This is a genomic window from Granulicella sp. WH15 (assembly GCF_009914315.1).
Taxonomy (GTDB): domain Bacteria; phylum Acidobacteriota; class Terriglobia; order Terriglobales; family Acidobacteriaceae; genus Edaphobacter.
In genome coordinates this window covers 284,508-303,866 of the sequence record NZ_CP042596.1, presented here as the reverse complement: position 1 = coordinate 303,866, position 19,359 = coordinate 284,508, and the positions used below count along the sequence as shown (strand labels likewise).

The 19,359-nt window shown below is 63.3% G+C and carries 15 protein-coding genes and 1 tRNA gene; 12 read left to right on the top strand and 4 right to left on the bottom strand.

Annotation, left to right across the window (positions count from 1 at the left end; all coding sequences use genetic code 11):
- Nucleotides 1-307: 307 nt before the first annotated feature.
- The 8 genes from FTO74_RS01335 to FTO74_RS01305 all read left to right on the top strand — a co-directional run bounded on the left by FTO74_RS01335 (nt 308) and on the right by FTO74_RS01305 (nt 7,593).
- Complete coding sequence (locus FTO74_RS01335; RefSeq protein ID WP_162536534.1) at nt 308-1,444, top strand: putative sulfate exporter family transporter; 1,137 nt, start codon at nt 308-310, stop codon at nt 1,442-1,444.
- Between the two features lie 117 nt (nt 1,445-1,561).
- The gene (nadC, locus tag FTO74_RS01330; RefSeq protein ID WP_162536533.1) at nt 1,562-2,458 is read left to right on the top strand and encodes a carboxylating nicotinate-nucleotide diphosphorylase; all 897 of its coding nucleotides are present in this window, start codon (nt 1,562-1,564) and stop codon (nt 2,456-2,458) included.
- Nucleotides 2,448-3,284, top strand: coding sequence for a biotin--[acetyl-CoA-carboxylase] ligase (locus FTO74_RS01325; RefSeq protein ID WP_162536532.1), 837 nt, complete (start codon nt 2,448-2,450; stop codon nt 3,282-3,284). Before nadC ends, FTO74_RS01325 begins: the two co-directional genes overlap by 11 nt.
- 3 nt (nt 3,285-3,287) lie before the next feature.
- Nucleotides 3,288-4,097, top strand: a complete 810-nt coding sequence (locus FTO74_RS01320) for a type III pantothenate kinase (protein ID WP_162536531.1) — start codon at nt 3,288-3,290, stop codon at nt 4,095-4,097.
- A 12-nt stretch (nt 4,098-4,109) separates the two neighbouring features.
- Nucleotides 4,110-4,793: a hypothetical protein gene (locus FTO74_RS01315; RefSeq protein WP_162539631.1), complete on the top strand. Its 684-nt coding sequence runs from the start codon at nt 4,110-4,112 to the stop codon at nt 4,791-4,793.
- Between the two features lie 324 nt (nt 4,794-5,117).
- Nucleotides 5,118-5,194 (top strand) — tRNA-Pro (locus tag FTO74_RS01310).
- A 67-nt stretch (nt 5,195-5,261) separates the two neighbouring features.
- Nucleotides 5,262-5,438: a hypothetical protein gene (locus FTO74_RS19340; protein WP_174242203.1), complete on the top strand. Its 177-nt coding sequence runs from the start codon at nt 5,262-5,264 to the stop codon at nt 5,436-5,438.
- A gap of 490 nt (nt 5,439-5,928) precedes the next feature.
- Complete coding sequence (locus FTO74_RS01305; RefSeq protein WP_162536530.1) at nt 5,929-7,593, top strand: hypothetical protein; 1,665 nt, start codon at nt 5,929-5,931, stop codon at nt 7,591-7,593.
- A 74-nt stretch (nt 7,594-7,667) separates the two neighbouring features.
- Here the strand turns inward: FTO74_RS01305 and hslU are convergent, their stop codons facing one another.
- The 3 genes from hslU to hslV are packed head-to-tail and all read right to left on the bottom strand — an operon-like array spanning nt 7,668 to nt 10,613.
- Nucleotides 7,668-9,281, bottom strand: a complete 1,614-nt coding sequence (gene hslU / locus FTO74_RS01300) for an ATP-dependent protease ATPase subunit HslU (RefSeq protein ID WP_162536529.1) — start codon at nt 9,279-9,281, stop codon at nt 7,668-7,670.
- A gap of 24 nt (nt 9,282-9,305) precedes the next feature.
- Nucleotides 9,306-10,079, bottom strand: a complete 774-nt coding sequence (locus tag FTO74_RS01295) for a hypothetical protein (protein WP_162536528.1) — start codon at nt 10,077-10,079, stop codon at nt 9,306-9,308.
- Nucleotides 10,080-10,613: an ATP-dependent protease subunit HslV gene (hslV, locus tag FTO74_RS01290; RefSeq protein WP_162539630.1), complete on the bottom strand. Its 534-nt coding sequence runs from the start codon at nt 10,611-10,613 to the stop codon at nt 10,080-10,082.
- 296 nt (nt 10,614-10,909) lie between these two features.
- Here hslV and FTO74_RS01285 point away from each other — a divergent pair, with 296 nt between their 5' ends.
- The 4 genes from FTO74_RS01285 to FTO74_RS01270 all read left to right on the top strand — a co-directional run bounded on the left by FTO74_RS01285 (nt 10,910) and on the right by FTO74_RS01270 (nt 17,744).
- Nucleotides 10,910-11,356: a DUF3592 domain-containing protein gene (locus FTO74_RS01285; protein ID WP_162536527.1), complete on the top strand. Its 447-nt coding sequence runs from the start codon at nt 10,910-10,912 to the stop codon at nt 11,354-11,356.
- 222 nt (nt 11,357-11,578) lie between these two features.
- Nucleotides 11,579-13,519 (top strand): Fe-S protein assembly chaperone HscA, encoded by a 1,941-nt coding sequence (hscA, locus tag FTO74_RS01280; RefSeq protein ID WP_162536526.1) that lies wholly within the window; start codon nt 11,579-11,581, stop codon nt 13,517-13,519.
- 564 nt (nt 13,520-14,083) lie between these two features.
- The gene (locus FTO74_RS01275; RefSeq protein WP_162536525.1) at nt 14,084-16,897 is read left to right on the top strand and encodes a phosphoenolpyruvate carboxylase; all 2,814 of its coding nucleotides are present in this window, start codon (nt 14,084-14,086) and stop codon (nt 16,895-16,897) included.
- A 46-nt stretch (nt 16,898-16,943) separates the two neighbouring features.
- The gene (locus FTO74_RS01270; RefSeq protein WP_162536524.1) at nt 16,944-17,744 is read left to right on the top strand and encodes an energy transducer TonB; all 801 of its coding nucleotides are present in this window, start codon (nt 16,944-16,946) and stop codon (nt 17,742-17,744) included.
- 112 nt (nt 17,745-17,856) lie between these two features.
- Here the strand turns inward: FTO74_RS01270 and FTO74_RS01265 are convergent, their stop codons facing one another.
- Nucleotides 17,857-19,356 carry a SulP family inorganic anion transporter gene (locus FTO74_RS01265; RefSeq protein WP_255462433.1) on the bottom strand — a complete coding sequence of 500 codons (1,500 nt, stop codon included), beginning with the start codon at nt 19,354-19,356 and terminating at the stop codon, nt 17,857-17,859.
- Nucleotides 19,357-19,359: the final 3 nt, after the last annotated feature.

Sequence of the window (19,359 nt, the reverse complement as noted above, 5' to 3'; positions counted from 1 at the left end):
GGCAACAGATATGCAGAGCAGCCTCCAACTCGTCTCCTCCTGCCGCATGTCCGGTTGCGCCTGCGACCGTTGTTGTTGCTAGTTCCCTCTTCTAAGTAACGCCGCCATTTTCAAAATCTGATCTGTCGCCCTGCTCCCTACGTGGATCTGCGTGGCCACCATTCCGTCTTAGGAGTCCTCTATGTCTATCCCCGCTCGTAAGTTCTCTCTCTCGCTCGATCTCTGGGCCGTAGTGCTGTCGTTGGCGCTCGCGCTGCTGGTCCGCACCGGCGTCATCAAAACCGTGGGCTGGTAAAGGAGATCCATCATGGCTACAAGCTCAACCCTTCCTCTTCCGCTCGTGAAGGATCGCGACGACGCCAACCGCAACGGCGTGCTCGGCCTGATTCCCGGCATCGCCCTGCTGGCCGTCGTCGGCTACGCGGGCAAGTTCATCGAGCAGTCCATTACCCGCTACGGCAAGGCGCACCACCAGGTGCTGCCCAACATCGAGTACGTCCTGTGGGCCATCCTGATCGGCGTCGTGATCGCCAACACCGTGGGCCTGCCGCGCATCTTTCGCGCAGGGGTAGCCACATACGAGTTCTGGCTTAAGGCCGGGATTATCCTGCTGGGGGCGCGATTCATCCTCGGCGATATCCTGCACCTGAGCGGCATCTCATTTGTCCTCATCATCATCGAGCTGGCGCTGGCGTTGACGTTTATGACGTACCTCGGACGCGGGTTCAAGCTGGCTCCGAAGCTCGTCTCGCTGCTGGCCGTGGGGTCGAGCGTCTGCGGCGTCTCGGCGATCATTGCGACGCAGGGAGCCATCGAGGCCGACGAGGAAGACTCCTCCGTCGCCATCGCCGCAATTCTGGCGCTGGGGGCCATCTCTCTGGTCTTCTTCCCGCTGGTAGGCCACGCGCTGCACATGAGCGACCACGCCTACGGCCTGTGGACCGGGCTTGCGGTCGATAACACCGCCGAGGCCACGGCTGCGGGCGCGCTGTACTCCGACGCCGCGGGCAAATTCGCCGTGCTGGCCAAGACCTGCCGGAACGCCACCATCGGCTTCGTGGTGCTGGGCTACGCGTTCTACTGGGCCAGCAAGGGCCAGGCCGCCGAGATCACCAACAAGGGCGCGTTTCTTTGGAAGAAGTTTCCCAAGTTCGTGCTGGGCTTCCTGTTCATCTCGCTGCTGGCTACGCTGGGGACGCTCGATCCGAAGGTTCATGCTTCGCTGATTCCGTTCGGGTTTACGCGGCCGCAGATCGCGGCGCTCGGCAACCTGAGTCGATGGGCGTTTCTGCTGACGTTTGCCGGAGTAGGTCTGCGGACAAACCTGAAGGATCTACTGAAGCAGGGCGTGAAGCCGTTCGTGGTTGGGGCTGTCGGCGAGATTGCGATTGCGGCGATCACGCTGGTGCTGGTTCTTGGTGCGGATCACTATTACAAGCTGTAAAGACAACAACAAGTGCGCCCTAACGCCGGGCGGGCGGCACTTCGTGCGGTCTTGGACGCTTCGCGTGTTTCTTGCTCGTTGATGGCCGCAGGCCGCCCACGGGTTTAGGATGAGGGGATGGACTGGAAGAGCAGGCGGGTGCGGGCGATTCTCGAAGGTGCGCTGCTGGAAGACAAAGCCGCGCAGGATGTGACCACAGCGTTGACCATCGACCCGAAGCTGCGGGCGACCGGAACCATCATCGCCAAGCAGCCCTGCATCGTGGCCGGTCTGGGCGCGATCCCGGTCTTTCTGGAGCTCTTCGCCGCACAGGCCGAGAAGGCGGGCAGGCCCAGCTTCGGGCGGTTCCAGGTCATCAGCCACCCGGAGATCTTCGACGGCGTCAAGGTGAAGAAGGGCGCGACTATCGCGGTCATCCGCTACAACGCCGCCGCGCTGCTGAGCACCGAGCGCGTCATCCTGAACCTGATGCAGCGTATGAGCGGCATCGCCACGCTAACCAACGAGTTCGTGAAGGCCGTGGCCGGGACCAACGCCAAAGTGCTGGACACGCGTAAGACGATTCCGGGCCTCAGGATGCTGGATAAGTACGCGGTGGCAGCGGGCGGCGGCGTGAACCACCGGCTGGATTTGCAGGACGGCATCCTCATCAAGAACAACCACATCTCGTTGGGCGGTGGCCTGCCCACGGTGCTGAAGAAGGCGATCGCCGGACGCAAGGGCAAGCAGTTGGTGCAGGTCGAAGTGCGCTCGCAGACAGAGCTGGATGAGGCGATTGCGGGTGGGGCGGAGTCGATCCTGCTCGACAACATGACGCCCGCGCAGGTGAAGAAGGCCGTGAAGCAGATACGCGCCGCGCTGCCGGGTGTGCCGGTTGAGGCCTCGGGCAATATGAACCTCGAGACCGTGGGCAAGTATGCCAAGACCGGCGTGGACTTTATCTCGGTCGGCGCGCTGACCCACTCGGCGACGGCAGTAGACCTGAGCATGAGAATCACGACGGATGCCAGCTAACTTCGATGTAGAAGCCGTCGAGGCTGGGTTGTTTGGGACGCGGTTTGCGGGATTGGTTACGCATCTTCCCGTGGTCAACTCGACCAGCACGCTGGCGCTCGAGGCCGCGCAGACCGGGGCGACCGGCGGCGTGTGGGTTGCGGACGAGCAGACGGCGGGGCGTGGGCGTGGGGGGCATCGCTGGCACTCCGTGGCGGGCGACGGGCTGTACGTGAGTACGCTGGTGACGCCCCGGCTGCCGCTGAGCGAGGGACTAAAGGTTCCGCTGGCAACAGGGCTGGCCGTACAAGCTGCGATCACCGAGGCGACCGGGCTGGCGGCGGATATCCGCTGGCCGAACGACCTGCTGCTGGGCGAGAAGAAGTGCGGGGGGATATTGGTCGAGTCGGCCTCGGACGCAGCCGGGGGTGCGGAGCCTATGCTGCGCTATGCGGTGATCGGGATCGGCATCAACGTGAACCATGCTGCTTTTCCGGAGGAACTAGAGGCGCTGGCGACCTCGCTGCGAATCGCTGCCGGGAAAGAGATGCGGCGCGAAGAACTGTTGGCAGCGCTGTTGCGCGGGCTGGATCGGGAGCTGACGGCGCTGGACACCCTCGAGGGACGTACCAGCCTGCTCGAACGCTTTGCCGCCGCCTCCAGTTGGGTGCGGGGCAAGCGCGTTCAGGTCGGTTACGATAGCGAGCGCGAGCCGGACGGCGGCTATACTGGCGTCACCGCAGGGCTCGACGCGCGTGGATTCTTGCAGGTGCAGGGCGACGATGGTCGTCTGCACACGGTCATCTCGGGCGGCGTGCGGCCCGATGTTACGAGACGAATGGAGTAAGGGATGCTGCTGGCAATCGAGGTAGGAAACTCAAACACGGTCTTCGGGCTATACCGGCTGGTGGAAGGCTCCGCGGGCGAGCAGCCGGGGCTGGTGACGACGCTGCGCGTGACCACGCCCGAGAACAGCACCGCCGACGAGTTCGGCCTGCAAATGCGGAGCCTCTTCGAGCGGCGCGGACTGAGCCTGAGCGAGGTCACCGGCATCGCCATCTCGTCGGTGGTGCCTCCGCTGGACTCGCTCCTACGCAATTTTTGCGATGTTTATTTCAAGATGAAACCGCTCTTCATCGAGCCTGGCGTCAAGACCGGGCTACCGGTCCTGACCGACAACCCGACCGAGGTCGGCGCGGACCGGATCATGAACAGCATCGCCGCGTATGAACGCTTCAAAGGCCCGTGCATCGTCGTCGATATGGGTACGGCGACCAACTTCGACGTGGTCTCAGCCAAGGGCGAGTTTCTGGGCGGGGCGATTGCGCCGGGGCTCGGTATCTCGGCCGACGCGCTGTTCTCCCGCGCGGCGCGGCTGCCCCGGATCGAGGTGAAGAAGCCCGCGAAGGTGATCGGCACCAACACCGTGGATAACATCCAGATCGGGTTGTACTACGGGTACATCGGACTGGTGGACGGGATTCTGAAGCAGATGCTGGCGGAGATGCCGCCGGAGACGAAGGTGGTCGGAACCGGCGGGCTGATGCGGCTGATCGCGGGAGGCTCGAAGTACATACGCGAGGTGGACGAGATGCTGACGCTGAACGGGTTGCGGATCGTCTACGAGCGGCACGTCGAGCGGATGAAGCGGCGCGGATAGTTGGCAACTGGGATGCGGAACTACTTCAACTACTTTACGGAGATCGAGCAGCGTTTTCAGCAGCGGCGCCGGTCGATCCTGATGCTTTCGACTCTGGACTGGGCACTGATTGAGACCTGGCGCGAGGCCGGGATACCGCTTGAGGCGGTGCTGCGCGGGATCGACTCGGCGTTCGATAAGTACGACGCCAAGGCGGTGAAGGCGAAGGGACGAGCGCGCAAGATCAACGGGCTGGCGTGGGTCTCGCAGAGCGTAATGGAGACCGTGGAACTGGCGCAGGAGGCAGCCATCGGCATGGCCCAGCCCGAGAAGACGGAGGCCGAGACCGGCTTCGAGGAGCAGCGGGTGGCGGTTTATCTGGAGCGCAACGCCGTGGCAATCGAGAAGACGGGGGTAAGCCCGGAGACCGTATCGCGGCTCCGCGAGCTGGCGGCGGCCAAGTCTGAGATGAATCTGGAGGAGTTGGACCGCACCCTGACCGTGCTTGAGGAGAGGCTGTTTGCCGCGGTGTTGACGGCCACTCCCGAGGACGAGATGGTGAGGCTGCGGGAGCAGGCGGCCCGGGAGCTGGCTCCGTACCGGGGCAAGATGCAGGCGGTTCAGATCAAGCAGGTGCAGCAGCAGTTTTTGCAGAAGCGTCTGCTGGAGGCCAGGGGGCTGCCGCGATTGAGCCTCTTCTACATGGGCGTGGGATGATCTTTCTCCCAACCAACGGGAGGGCCACGCGAAGCAGTAAAAAAGCGTGCAAACGCCCGCCCCGCGCGTAGCGCGGCCCGTCCGGCTGGACGTCTTTCCTCCTTTATAAAGAGAGTCCCTCAGCGGCGGGAAGACGGCACGGATGAAGCCTGCTCCTTAACAGACGTGCCGGACAAATGTGTCCGAAAAACAACAATAAAGGCCAAGATTTCCGGCGATTCCTCCATCTGCGGGGAACAAACCGCTCTGGATCCGGCGGCGCTGGTGTACACTTGGACCTGAAGGACTCCCCCGGAATACAGTCTTTCAATGTGGCAAAACAGTCGGGACGTGGCTCAGCCTGGTAGAGCGCACCCTTGGGGTGGGTGAGGTCGCTAGTTCGAATCTAGTCGTCCCGACCAATTTTTTCTTCAAACAGCACGTTACTTCACGCACTACTGCACAAACACTATTGCACGGAGAAGACGTATGGGATTCCTGGAAGAAGCGGAAAAGATTGCCGGAGCCGTCGCTGCTGTGGAAGCCCTCGAAAAAGTTGACCCGAACGCATCCATACTCACCGAAGGCGCGGCGGCAGTCGCGGGCTTTGAGGGCGCGGGAGCCATCGCGGATCACTTTGAAAAGAAAGAAGATGGACAGAGTTAAGCGAGAGTGGGCGTTCTGCCTCTCTGCTTCTTTGCAGGTATAACGGGCCACACTTTGTTTGCCTGATTGTTCGAAGAGCTGCTTGCCGCTCGTTGCGTAAGACATTGGAAGTCGCCAGATTGCCGTGCCTGTCGCACTGAAGTCGCTGCCTCCCCCAGCGCAGTACTTGCACCAGCCTCATCATCACACGTCATCCGTAACAGAGTGGCTGGCTTTGTGTCCTGATCGTCTCTACATGGCCATTGCGATTGCTCCCTTCTGAAAACCACTTGCCGGGCATCCGGCTGATTACCTTTCTGCCTCGATATTGATGTTGGTTCGCCAAAACACTTTCGCTATCTTTGGCATCCAAGCCCTGCATGAGGAAAATCAACTCCCCCGGCCCCGGTTGTCGCACTGTGCCCTGCACTGTGCCGAGTACAGGCGCCGTAAACTCCCCTTTTACCCTTTCGATTCCCCCTGCAACTGCTCTTTTTTCAGGAGACCCTTTATGAAATTCAATCTGCGAAATCTGAAGATCGCTGCGATCTGCGCCGGTATGTTTCTGTGCGTTGCGGCAGCCTCTTCCCAGGTAAAGACCCCGGCGGTGACCTATCCCACGCCTCTTTCGAAGGTAGATGTCTACGGCGGTTATGGCGCTTTCCTGCCGATCAGCAGCTACATCAACAACCAGCAGTTCGACTCCATCTATAACCCCAACGCCACCGTCAGCGTCACCGATTACTTCACCCGCCGCTTCGGCCTGCAGATCGAAGGCGGCTACTTCTCCGCCAGCAGCCTGCGCGGATCGTACGGCCAGTGCGTCAACGGAGCCTGCTCGGACCGCGACCAGACCCTCTACACCGCCGAGGCCGGACCCATCTTCCGCTTTCCTCATGGGCGCTTCGTCCCCTTCGTCCACGTACTGGCGGGCGGAGCCAAGGTGCGCGGCCCCTACCTGCAACCGCTGCACTGGGGCTACGGCCTGACCGGCGGCGGCGGCGTGGACTACATCCTGCCCTGGTTCCATAACATGCTCGCGGTCCGCCCGATCCAGGCCGATGTGCAGTATGAGCACGTGGATCATGGCGTGGCCCCGGTCGTCAGCCAGCTGAACTACTACGGCACGAACGACATCACCAACGTCAAGCTCTCGGGCGGCCTGGTGCTGCGCTTCGGCGATATGCAGCCGCCACCGGCAGTGATGGAGGATTGCAACGCGTCGCCCATGTCGGTGTATCCGGGCGAGCCGATCGTCGTGACCGGCGCGCCCAGCAACCTGAATCCGAAGAAGAAGGTCGTCTATAGCTGGACCACGACGGGCGGCCAGATCACCGGCAGCGATGTGACCGCGAACATCTCGACCGTGGGACTTGCGCCCGGCACCTACACCATCAGCGGCAAGGTGGTGCAGGGCAACAAGCCCTGGGAGCAGGCCAGTTGCTCGGGCAACTTCACCGTCAAGCCATACGATCCGCCGACGATCTCCTGCTCGGCCGATCCCAGCACCGTTCTGGCCGGTACGCCGGTTGCGATCACGGCTGCCGGTATGAGCCCCCAGAACCGCAGCCTGACCTACTCCTACACCAGCACCGGAGGCCAGATCACCGGCAGCGGCGCACACGTATCGCTCTCGACTGCCAGCGTTCCGGGCGGGCCGATTACGGTTACGTGTAACGTCGTCGACGACCTGGGCAAGACCGCCACGGCGACGACCACGGTGACAGTGACGGTGCCCGCGGCTCCGGCTCCGACGACCAGCAACCTGTGCAGCGTATCCTTCACGCGCGACCGCAAGCGGCCGGTGCGGGTGGATAACGAGGGCAAGGCCTGCCTGGACGACATCGCCCTGACCCTGCAGCGCCAGGCGGACGCCAAGCTGGTCATCATCGGCAAGAACTCGCCCGATGAGAAGGGGATTGCGGCGGCTGAGCGCAGCGCCAACGTGCGGCTGTACCTGACGCAGGAGAAGGGCATCGATCCGGCCCGGATCGACGTGCGGCAGGGAGCAGTCTCCGACCGGAGCGTCGATAACGTGCTCGTACCGGCTGGGGCGACCTTCGCCGATGCCGGGACGACGATGGTCGATACCTCGGCCATCCACCAGCACGGACAGCCGTATGGGCGGCCGGGTGCGCCGGTTGCTCATCGCCACCGCAAGCACCACCAACAGTAAGCAGCAGTAGAAAAGGCCCGGGGGCTGAGTCGATCGACTCAGCCCCCGGGCCTTTTGTGTCTGGCCGAAATACCTTAGAGGATATAGCGGCTCAGGTCCTGGCTCTTGACGATAGAGGCTACCTGCTGGCGGACGTACTCAGGATCGACCACGATGACCAGCTCGGTCGTGCCGTCGTCCCGGCGGCGCTCGATGACAGGCAGAGGCGGCGCGGGCGGCAGCGGGTGGTCGCCCAGCGGAGCGGAGGCCGAGACCTCGGCCACCACTCCCTCCTGCGACGACTCGGGCCGCGTGCGCTTGACCAGATCAGGAGCCTGGAAGCTGATCTCGTCCAGCACCCGCTCGAGGATCGTATGCAGCCGCCGCGCGCCGATGTTCTCGGTCGTCTCGTTGACCCGGAAGGCGAACTGCGCCATCTCCGCGATGGCCTCGGGCTTGAACTCGAGCTTCAACCCCTCGGTCTCGAGCAGCGCCGTGGACTGCTTCACCAGCGACGACTTCGGCTCGGTGAGGATGCGGACGAAGTCGTCCACGGTGAGCGATTGCAGCTCGACCCGGATGGGGAAGCGGCCCTGCAGCTCGGGGATCAGGTCCGACGGCTTGGACACATGGAACGCGCCCGCCGCGATGAACAGGATGTGGTCGGTCGAGACCATGCCGTACTTGGTTGAGACAGTCGTTCCCTCAACGATGGGCAGGATATCGCGCTGCACGCCCTCGCGGGAGACGTCCGGGCCTCCGCCGCCCTCGCGCCCGGCGATCTTGTCGATCTCATCGAGAAACACAATCCCCGAGTCCTCGACACGCTCGACGGCGAGCCGAGTAACCTGATCCATGTCGATCAGGCGGCCCTCTTCTTCCTGCACCAGATACTCGAACGCCTCGGCGACCTTCATCTTGCGCTTGCGGGTACGCTGGCCGAAGAGGCCGGGCAGCACGTCCTTCAGGCTCATGTCGGACTCGTCCATCCCCGGCGCGGCGACGAACTCGAAGCTGGGCTGATTGCGGTCACGCACGTCCAGCTCCACAGTCCGCTCGTCCAGCTTGCCCTCGCGGAACTGCTGCCGCAGCTTCTCGCGGGTGCGCTCTTCGCTGGTCTGTTCTTTCTTACCGGGCTTCTGGTCCGGCTTCTGCTCCGGTTCGATATCTTCAGTCTCAGCCGTCTCGTCCATCGAGGCCGGAAGCTGGATCACGTCGCTGGCCGCAGCCTCGGTTACAGCCACAGGTGCTGGCGGCAGCAGCAGGTCGAGCAGGCGGTCCTCTGCATTCAGCTCGGCCTTGTCCTCGATCTCTTCGAGCTTCTCCTCGCGCACCAGGTCGATGCCGATCTCCACCAGGTCGCGCACAATGGACTCGACATCGCGCCCCACGTAGCCGACCTCGGTGAACTTCGAGGCTTCCACCTTGAGAAAGGGCGAGTTGGTGAGCTTCGCCAGGCGGCGGGCGATCTCGGTCTTGCCCACGCCCGTCGGCCCGATCATGATGATGTTCTTCGGCATGATGTCGTCGGCCAGATCGGGCGGAAGCTTCTGCCGCCGCATCCGGTTGCGCAGCGCGATGGCCACGGCGCGCTTGGCCGCGTGCTGGCCCACGACATACTTGTCCAGCTCCACGACGATCTCACGCGGGGTAAGCTCGTCGAGTGCGAGTGCTTGGTCTTCGGCAGCGCCGGGTAGGTAGATGGCCATCGAGATTCTTATTTACCCTTCTTCTTAATCTAGTAAGCCAAAAGGCATTCGTAATTCGGCCGAATCAGACCAATGATCATTCTGTTCACAAATATCAATGATTTCCGTAAGTCTCTTTGTCACGACTTCGAAGTGCTCGCCATGCATTATCTCGCTACCCGGAGAATAAAGATTTTTCATAAGTTGTGGCGTGGAACTATCCGGGCTCCACGTTAGATATTTCTTTGCCCATCTCGCGGCACAACGATCTGAAAGGGTGAAGTGAGCTTCAGATAAGGCATACCAAGTATTCCGGTTGAGCGGCTCAAATTTGAGTGCCCATCTCAAACATTGCAATGTCTCAAATAGATTTCCAACATCTTTGAAATTTTCGCTCTGCCAATTTAAGGCCAATGAGGTTTGGAGTTTACGGTATTCCCCACTTGGAGATCTAAGAACTTCAACAAATTCACGTGTAAATGCCTGCCGTAATGCTGGATGAGACAAACCGAACTCAATAAAATCCTTTTGATCTTCAGGAGGCAATTCCCGAGATAAAGCAATTAGTGCGGGAGGAATTTTACGCTTTTCCCTTACATAACCAATGATGCTGAAAAGGACAAAAGTCCAAACCAAGTTCCATGGGCTTACATGAGTAAGAAGCACAACTAAAGATGTAATTGCCTGCCATGTTGAAGGATGCTGGAAGCCTTGGCCTAACGACCATATTTTTTCTTGTCCCCCAGAAGTTCGCCAACTTGATATGGACAAGTAGCCAAAGATCACGATATTGGACCAAAGGAATATTGCTGAAAACATCTACTCCCCCGTCAGCTCTTCGATCATGATGTGATCGTTGGTGTAGATGCAGATGTCGCCGGCGATCTTCATGGAGCGCTCGACGATCTCGCGGGCGGTCATGTCGGTGTTCTCCATGAGGGCGCGGGCCGCTGCCAGCGCGTAGCTGCCGCCGGAGCCGATGGTCGCGATGCCCTCATCCGGGTCGATGACGTCGCCGGTGCCGGAGAGAATGAGCGTCTGGCCGGGGTCGGCGACGATGAGCAGCGCCTCCAGTTGGCGCAGCATCTTGTCGGTGCGCCAGTCCTTGGCCAGCTCCACGGCGGCCCGGCCCAGGTTACCCGCGTACTGCTCCAGCTTGGACTCGAAGCGCGAGAAGAGCGAGAAGGCATCGGCGGTGGACCCGGCAAAACCGGCCAGCACCTTGTCCTGATAGAGGCGGCGGATTTTTTTGGCCGAGCTCTTCATGACCGTGCCGCCCATCGAGACCTGCCCGTCGGCGGCCATGATGACCGAGTTGCCGCGCCGGACGCAGATGACGGTGGTGGAACGGATGCGGCGGCCCTCCGCGAGGTCGAGCGGATGGGCTTCAAGATGAGCCGGTGCAATCCGGCTCGCGGAGAGCGATCTCTTGCGGGTTTGGCGTATTTGCGGCACTCCTCAGTATATCGCTTCGGTAGGCCGAAGCATTTGGCTTGTCTTCGAGTTCTCTTTCGGAACTGACCCACTTGCCCATGTGGTCACGACGGTACACTTCCCTCTCCGGATACACTCTATTTCGCCCTCGGCTGAGCTATGCTCGTGGCAGGCATCGCATGGTTCTCCCGCTCCTGCCCTCGGCAATCCGGATCTTGCGTCATCTCCTCCACCTTGGTTCCACGGCGCTCGGCTCAGCGACGGGAATCGGCTGTACCGTCGCCGCTGTTGCGTCCGTCGGGGCAGCGGCCTACTGGCTGGCGCGGCGGGGGCCTTCGCCCGAGGAGCGCGAGCGGGCCCGGCGGCTGCGGCTTGCCGCGGTTGGGCGCATCATCGATGGCACCGTGACCGACGCTCTACCCGCCGAACGCGATCCCGAGACGATTCTGTACGAGTACCGCATCGGCGGCGTCACGTATGAGTGCGGGCAGGACGTCTCGCAGCTACGGCAGTATCTGGGCGAGCTGCGCGTGGACCTGCCGGTGCAGGTCCGGTACGACCCCTACAATCCGGCCAATAGCATTGTGGTGGCTGAGTCCTGGAATGGACTTTGGCACTGGGACCATCCGGTAGGAACTGCGGGGAAGGAAGAAGCTCAGTAGAAGGCTTGTCCTTCCGGACGGGTCAGCTAGGCGCTGTGCGGGCGTTCACACGCCTTTTTCAGTTTCCCATACCGCCCCGAGAGCGGTACGAAGTACCCAACGGAAAGCCCTCAGAAGATCATTTCCCCATACCACCCCCAAGACGGCACGAAGTGCTTGTAGGACAATGGAAGCAGCGGCAGCATCCAATACGTGCCGCAAGAAATTAAGGACATTCGCACAATGGCAGAGCAACGCGTAGTCGGCATCGACCTCGGGACCACCAACTCGCTCGTCGCATACATGGAGGGCGACAAGCCCGTCGTCATCCCCGGCGAGGACGGCGAGCGCCTCGTCCCCTCGGTCGTGGCCTGGACCGACGCGGGCGTAGCCGTGGGCAACGCCGCCCGCTTCACCCTCATGGCCGACTCGGCCAGCGCCGTCTACTCGGCCAAACGCCTGATGGGCCGCGACCTCGACGACATTCAGGAGGAGCTGAAGCTCTTCCCTTTCAAGCTCGCCGAAGGAGCCAAGGCAGGCGAGGTCCTCCGCCTCAACGTCGGCGGCCTCACCATGACGCCGCCCGAGGTCTCCGCCTACGTGCTCCAGCAGCTCAAGCGCAACGCCGAGCGGTTCTTCGGCGCGCCCGTCACCAAGGCCGTCATCACCGTACCCGCCTACTTCAACGACGCCCAGCGTCAGGCCACCAAAGACGCCGGACGCATCGCCGGGCTGGACGTGCTCCGCCTGGTCAACGAGCCGACCGCCGCCGCCCTCGCCTATGGCCTCGACAAGAACAAGGACGGCATCATCGCCGTCTACGACTTCGGCGGCGGCACCTTCGACATCTCCATCCTCAAGCTGCACGAGGGCATCTTCGAGGTCATCGCGACCGGCGGCGACACCCACCTGGGCGGCGACGACATCGACAACCTCCTCATCGCCATCGCGCTCGACGACATCGCGGGCGACCTGAAGGTGGACGTGCGCGACAACCCCGAGGCGGTCCAGGCCATCCGCAAGGCCGTCATCGAGGCCAAGATCCTGCTCTCGACGGCGGATGCAGCCGCGCTCGACGTAGCCCTGCCCGAAGGCCGTCGCTACACCCGCGAGATCACCCGCGCCCAGTTCGAGCAGCTCATCGCGGAGATCATCGCCCGCACCGCTGCGCCCGTCCGGCAGGCCCTGCGCGACGCCGCGCTCGAGCCGGACAAGATCGACGAGGTGGTCATGGTCGGCGGCAGCACGCGCATCCCCGCGGTGCGCTCGCTGGTCACCGGCCTCTTCGACCTCGAAGCCCGCGGCAAAAAGCTCCACACCGAGCTGAACCCCGACGAGGTCGTCGCCCTCGGCGCGGCCGTTCAGGCGCAGATCCTCTCCGGCAACGCGGGCGGCTCGGCGCTCGAAGACCTGCTGCTGCTCGACGTAACCCCGCTCTCGCTCGGCATCGAGGCTCTCGGCGGCGTGGTCGCCAAGATCATCCAGCGCAACTCGACCATCCCGGCCAGCGCCACCGAGCACTTCACCACCGGCGTCGACGGCCAGACCAACGTCGCCATCCACGTAGTACAGGGCGAGCGCGAGCTGGCCAAGGACTGCCGTTCGCTGGCCCGCTTCGACCTCAAAAACATCCCCCCGATGGTGGCCGGGCTGCCCCGCATCGAGGTCAAGTTCCTCATCGACGCCAACGGCATCCTGCACGTCAGCGCGCGCGAGCAGCGCAGCGGCCAGCAGGCCGAGATCGAGGTGAAGCCCACCTACGGGCTCACCGACGAGCAGGTCGAGACCATGATCCTCGACTCCTTCGACAACGCCGAGCAGGACATTACCGAGCGCCAGGTCATCGAGGCCCGCAACGAGGCCGAGACGATCCTGACGGCGGTCGAGAAGGGCAAGTCGAACCCCGCGTGGCAGCAGCTCAGCTACGACGAGACGAGCGCCATCGCGGCCTGCGTCGATGAGCTGAAGGCCGCAGGCAAGGGCGGCGACTACAAGGTCATCCGCGCCGCGATCGAGCGCCTCGACAAGGCCACGCGCCGCTTCGCCGAGCTGATGATGGACTCGGCCGTCGCGGGCGCGATGACGGGCCAAACGATGCAGTCGGCCAGCGACAGCATGGGCGAGGGACCATCGGCCCCGCACCCGTTTGCCCCGGCCCAGTTCAGCGAAACAGAAAAGCAGTAAAGAACAGCTTCACCAATAAAAAGAGAAAAGGCACGGATCAAAGGGAAACCTAAAGATCCGTGCTTTTCACGCGAAGCGTCGAGCACCGCACGAAGTGCCGCCCGCCCGGCGCAAGGGCGCAGTTGCCTTTGCCGTTGCCTGTTTTCTTGGTTGTCATTCAGGAGCGAAGCGGAGGAATCTGCTTCTGCCTTTGTTCTTGCCTTTGCCTCTGGGGTTTGATGTCCAGGCTTTAGCCCCGAGGCATGCTTTCCTTCCCAGCCACGACCACCCATTGGCCCCCGAAAAGCGCCAACGGCGCGCCCTATACCAGCCTAGGGCGAAGCCCTAGTGAACCGGGGACAAAGGAAGAAGAGGGCTGAAGGCCCGACCTATCCCCACCACAAACCTGTCCTACCGGACGGACCTCCTACGCGGAGGGCAGGCGTTCACACGCCTTTTTACTGCTTCGCGTGCTGGCGAGAAACAAATTTCTGCTGCCGACCAACGGAAGGCCCTAAGAAGATAATCCCTCCCATACCGCCCCGAGAACCGTACGAAGTACCGAAGTGCGCCATAATCGATTTGATGCCTTCCCACTGGACACCCACCTCCTGGCCACAGCGTTTGGCCGAGCTACAAGCCTCCACCGGCGAGTTAAAACAAGCCCCCCTGCGCCGCGACGTCCGCTCCCTCGGCGCGCTGCTCGGCGAAGTCCTCCGCGAACAAGCCGGTCCCGCCATCTACCAGGCCGTCGAGAGCCTTCGCACCTCCGCCATCGCCCGCCGCGAAGACGACGAAGAGCCCGAGGCCCTCTCCGCCCAGGCCCTAGCCAGCGCCCGTCACTTCGCCAACGCAGCCGACCTCACCACCCCCTACCAGCTCGCCCGCGCCTTCAGCTTCTACTTCGAGCTGATTAACCTCGCCGAGACCAACCATCGCAAGCGCCGCCGCCTCGCCCTGGCCCTCTCGAGCACGGGCGGAGTCCAGCGCGGCAGCCTGCGCGGGACATTCCGGGCGCTGCGGGAGGCGGGCTACACCTCCGGCCAGATCCTCGAGCAGCTCTCCGAGGTCTGCGTCTCGGCGGTCTTCACCGCGCACCCCACCGAGGTCGCCCGCCGCAGCGTCATGTTCAAGCGCCGCCGCATCTCCGACCTGCTCGAGCAGCTCGACCGCATCCCCGTCTCCGAGCCGGAGCTGGAGGCGCTCGAACAGGACCTCATCGCCGAGATCACCTCCCTCTGGCAGACCGACGACGTCCGCATCGCCCGCCCGACCGTCCGCGACGAGATCCGCATGGCGCTCGACTACTACGAGTCTTCTCTGTTTGATACGTTGCCGGTTCTTTATGCCGAGGTGGCCCAAGCCATCCGCAGTGAGCTGCCCGACGCCCCGCACTCCGGCCTCGCCGATCTGCCGCAACTGGTCAGCTTCGGCTCCTGGATCGGCGGCGACCGCGACGGCAACCCCTTCGTCACCGGCGAGACCACCGCCCAGGCGCTCACCATGGCCCGTGACCTGCTGCTGACCCACTACCGCCGCCGCCTGCAAAACCTCTTCGACCAACTCGCCAGCTCGACCCAGCAGGCGGCGGTCTCGCCGGAGCTGCTGGCCGCGCTCAAGCTCTACACCGACCAGCTCCGCGCCGCCGGACAGAACAGCCTCGTAGAACGCTTCCCCCTCGAGATCGTCCGCCTCTTCCTGGCCTGCGTCATGATGCGCCTCGGCGGCACCCCCCACTCCACGGTGGAGATGCCCTCCGACCCGGCGCTCGCGCCCTACACCCGCGCCGCCGAGCTGCTCGCCGACCTGACCGTCCTGCGCGAGAGCCTGAACCAGAACCACGGCCACCGCCTGGCCACCCTGCTGGTCGATCCGCTGATCCTCGAGGTCCGCACCTACGGCCTGCACCTGCACGCGCTCGACCTGCGCCAGCACGCCCGTGTCCACGCCTCTGCGGTCGCCGAGCTTTCGGCGTGGAAGGAGACCGAGTTCCAGCTCCCGCCAGCCCTTACGCCGCAGACGGAGGAGGTCATCTCCACCTTCCGCGCCATCGCCGCGCTCAAGCAGCGATTCCCGGCAGAAGCTCTCCCCCGCTACGTCATCTCGGGAGCCACCAGCGCCGAGGATGCCCTGCACGTCCTCTGGCTGGCCCGCCTCGGCGGCGTCACGGTCGAAGGCTCGGCGAACGACCCCGGTCTCCAGCCCGTCCCGCTCTTCGAGTCCATCGACGACCTGCGCAACGCCCCCGCCATCTGCCGCCAGCTCTGGTCCAGCCCGGTCTACCAACCGCTGCTCGAGAGCTGGGGCCGCACGCAGGAGGTTATGCTCGGCTACTCCGACTCCAATAAAGACGGCGGCATGATTACCAGTACGTGGGAGATCTACAAGGCCCACCGCGCCCTGCATGACGTCGCCCGCGAGTGCGACGTCACCCTGCGCCTCTTCCACGGGCGCGGCGGCACGGTCGGGCGCGGCGGCGGGCCGACCCACCGCAGCATCTACGCCCAGCCGATGGCCAGCTTCTCCGGCCAGCTCCGCCTCACCGAGCAGGGCGAGGTGCTGAACTGGAAGTACTCCGACGTGGTGCTGGCCGAGCGCAATCTCGAGCTGATGATCGCCGCCTCGCTCGACGCCCTCGCCCGCCCCACCGGCCCCGACGCGCCCTCGCACCTCACCGGCGTCCTGCTGCCGGAGTGGGAGCGCATCCTCGACCAACTCTCTGACACCTCCTACGCCTTCTACCGCAAGCACATCATCGACAACCCCGAGACCTTCACCTACTTCGAGCAGGCCACGCCGGTCGCCGAGCTGGAGCACGCCCGCATCGGCTCGCGCCCGGCCAAGCGCACCGACGCCAGCTCCGCCCGGCAGCGCGGCATGGAGGACCTCCGCGCCATCCCCTGGGTCTTCGGCTGGATGCAGTCGCGCCACCTGGTCCCGGCGTACTTCGGCGTGGGCCATGCGATCGACGCCTACATCGCCGCCACGCCGGACGGCCTGGCGCAGCTGCAAGCTATGTTCCGCAGCTTCCCTCTCTTCATCGACATCGTCCGCAACGTGGAGATGGCGCTGGCCAAGGCCGACTTCGGCATCGCCCGCCTCTACGCCTCGCTGGTCGAAGACGAGGCCCTGCGCGACCGCGTCTTCGCCACGCTGGAGTCGGAGTTCGAGCTGACCCGCCGCACGATCCTGGCCATTACCGGCCAGGCCTCCCTGCTCGAAAGCAACCCGGTCCTCGAGCACTCGGTCCGCCTGCGCAACCCCTACGTCGATCCGATGTCACTCCTCCAGGTCGAGCTGATCCGCCGCAAGCGCGCCGGAGATGACTCCCCCGACCTGAACCGAGCCATCACCGCCACCATCAACGGCATCAGCGCCGGTCTCCGCAACACAGGTTGACACTTTCTTTATCGCCAGAAGCAGGAGCTTCCTCTACTCTGAACCTATGCGTAGGCTCCTGCTTCTTCTGCTACTTGCAGCATCGTCGCTGCTCCATGCCCAGACCACGGAAGAGGCTCTCGCGGCCCGCCTTCTCAATAAGCCACTCTATCTGCGCGGCCTCTGGCTCAGCGACAAGCTGCACTTCGATGCGGCTGGCACCCCTACGAACAAGCCCGAGCCCGGCAGCTTCACCCTGGCCGGTATCGAGATCGACCATCTCCTGCTCCAGCCCGGCCATCTTCAGTTGCAGGGACGCCGCTTCGGCCTGGAGTTCTCGCCTTCGGGATACAAGCGGGTGCAGCTCGTCCGCGCTCCCAGGAAGAAAGACCCGATAGAGATCGTGATTCATATCTCCGCACCGCCCTCGGGCGACTATGGCCCGGCACTCGATGCCATCTTCGCCCCGGAGCTTGCTGATCTGGTCCCGACCCTGCCTTCTTACTGGCAGTCCTATGCCACAACTCATCTGCTACATCCCGGCGACGCCGCTGTTCCCGTGCCGTCGCCCCCGCTAGGCGTCTACAAGATCGGTGGCGGCGTCACTCCGCCCAAAGTCCTCAAATCAAGCGAACCTCAGTACAGCAAATACGCTCGTGCTCAACTGGTCGCTGGAAATAGCCTTATCTATCTGCGTGTTGACAAGGAAGGTAAGCCAACAGAGCTGAGAATCCAGCGCCCGGTTGGTCTGGGTCTCGACGAGCAGGCGCTCGAGGCCGTGCAAAAGTATGTCTTTGCTCCCGCCATGCGCGATGGTATCCCAGTCGAAGTCGAGCTGAACGTCGATGTTAGCTTCCAGATTTTTTAGCCCGCGGAAGCGCTGAAGGCGGGCGTTCACATTCCCTTTTACTGCTTCGCGTACTCCTCCCGTTGGTCGGAAACAAAGATTCTCGCTTCCGACCAACGGGAAACCTTTCTCTCTATCCCTCCTCAAGCACGCTATGAAGCACCCCCGAGGACGACACAAGCTGTTGTTTGCGCTCCCCGGTCCCCTTCACCCACTCCCGCATCAGATCCAGGCAAGAGTGATCAATCGAGTGCAGCCGATCCGTCCGCAGATGAACCGTAGCCCCATCGGGAATCCGGTCCAGCACCGCCGTCAGCATCGGAATCCGAAAGAATGTAGCCGCCCCTTGCAGATGCAGATCGACATGCCCTTCCAGCTCAGGATGCGACTCGGTATAGACCTTCAACTGCGTCGCCCCATGCAGCAACTGCAACACCGAGAGCGTCACCCCCACCAGCACCCCCGTCAGCAGGTCGGTCGAGACGATGGTGACCAGCGTAGCCAGATAGATGAGCACCGGAACCCGGCCATATCCCGCCAGGTGCCGCACGTCCTTCACCTTGATGAGGTTGAACCCGGTAAAGACCAGCACCCCGGCCAGGCTGCACACCGGAACCATCCGCAGCACGCCCGGAAACAGCACAATCACCGCCAGAATCCACACCCCATGCAGGATCGCCGAGAGCCGACTGGTAGCCCCTGCCTGCACGTTGGCCGAGCTGCGCACGATCACGCCCGTCATGGGCACCGCCCCGACCAGCCCGCACAGCATGTTGCCCACGCCCTGCGCCATCAGCTCCTTGTCATAGTTCGTCTTCACCCGGTTCTGCATCTTGTCCACCGCCGCAGCGGAGAGCAGCGTCTCCGCACTGGCGATAAACGCAATCGCCGCCGCCGAGCCAAATACCGAGCCATCAAGCCCCTTCCAGCTCGCCAGCCCCGGCAGATGAACCACATCCAGCAAGTTGGACGGCACCTGAACATAGCTCAGCTTCAGGTGCAGCGCCTGCGCGATCAGGGTTGCGGCCGCAATCCCCAGCAGCGCCCCCGGCACCAGCTTCAGCCGTTCCGGCCGGAACCGCTGCCACGCCGCCATAATCGCAATGACCAGCAGCGCCAGCAAGACAGCCCTCTCCTCGATGCTGCCGTCCAGCGGAAAGATCCCCTGTGTAACCGCGGGCCAGACCGCCTTCAGGTTGGCCAGCCCGGTCCCCTTGGGCTTGCCGTCCAGCATCACGTGGAACTGTTGCAGCACGATCAGCAGCCCAATCCCAGCCAACATGCCGTGGATCACCGCCGGGGAGATGGCGCGAAACCATCCCCCGGCCTTCAAGGCTCCCGCAATCAACTGCATCAGCCCGGCTAAGATCAGGATCGGCCCCAGCGCCGAAAACCCATGATCGCGGATGATCTCGAAGACTATTACGGCGAGGCCCGCCGCCGGTCCGCTCACCTGCAAGGGCGAACCGGCCAGCGAGCCAACCACCACGCCGCCGATGATCCCCGTCAAAAGGCCCGCCGCCGGAGGCGCCCCGGACGCCATCGCAATGCCCATGCACAGCGGCAGCGCTACTAAAAACACCACCAGCGAGGCCGAAAAATCCTTCGTATACTTCGGGTCAATCGTCATCATTAC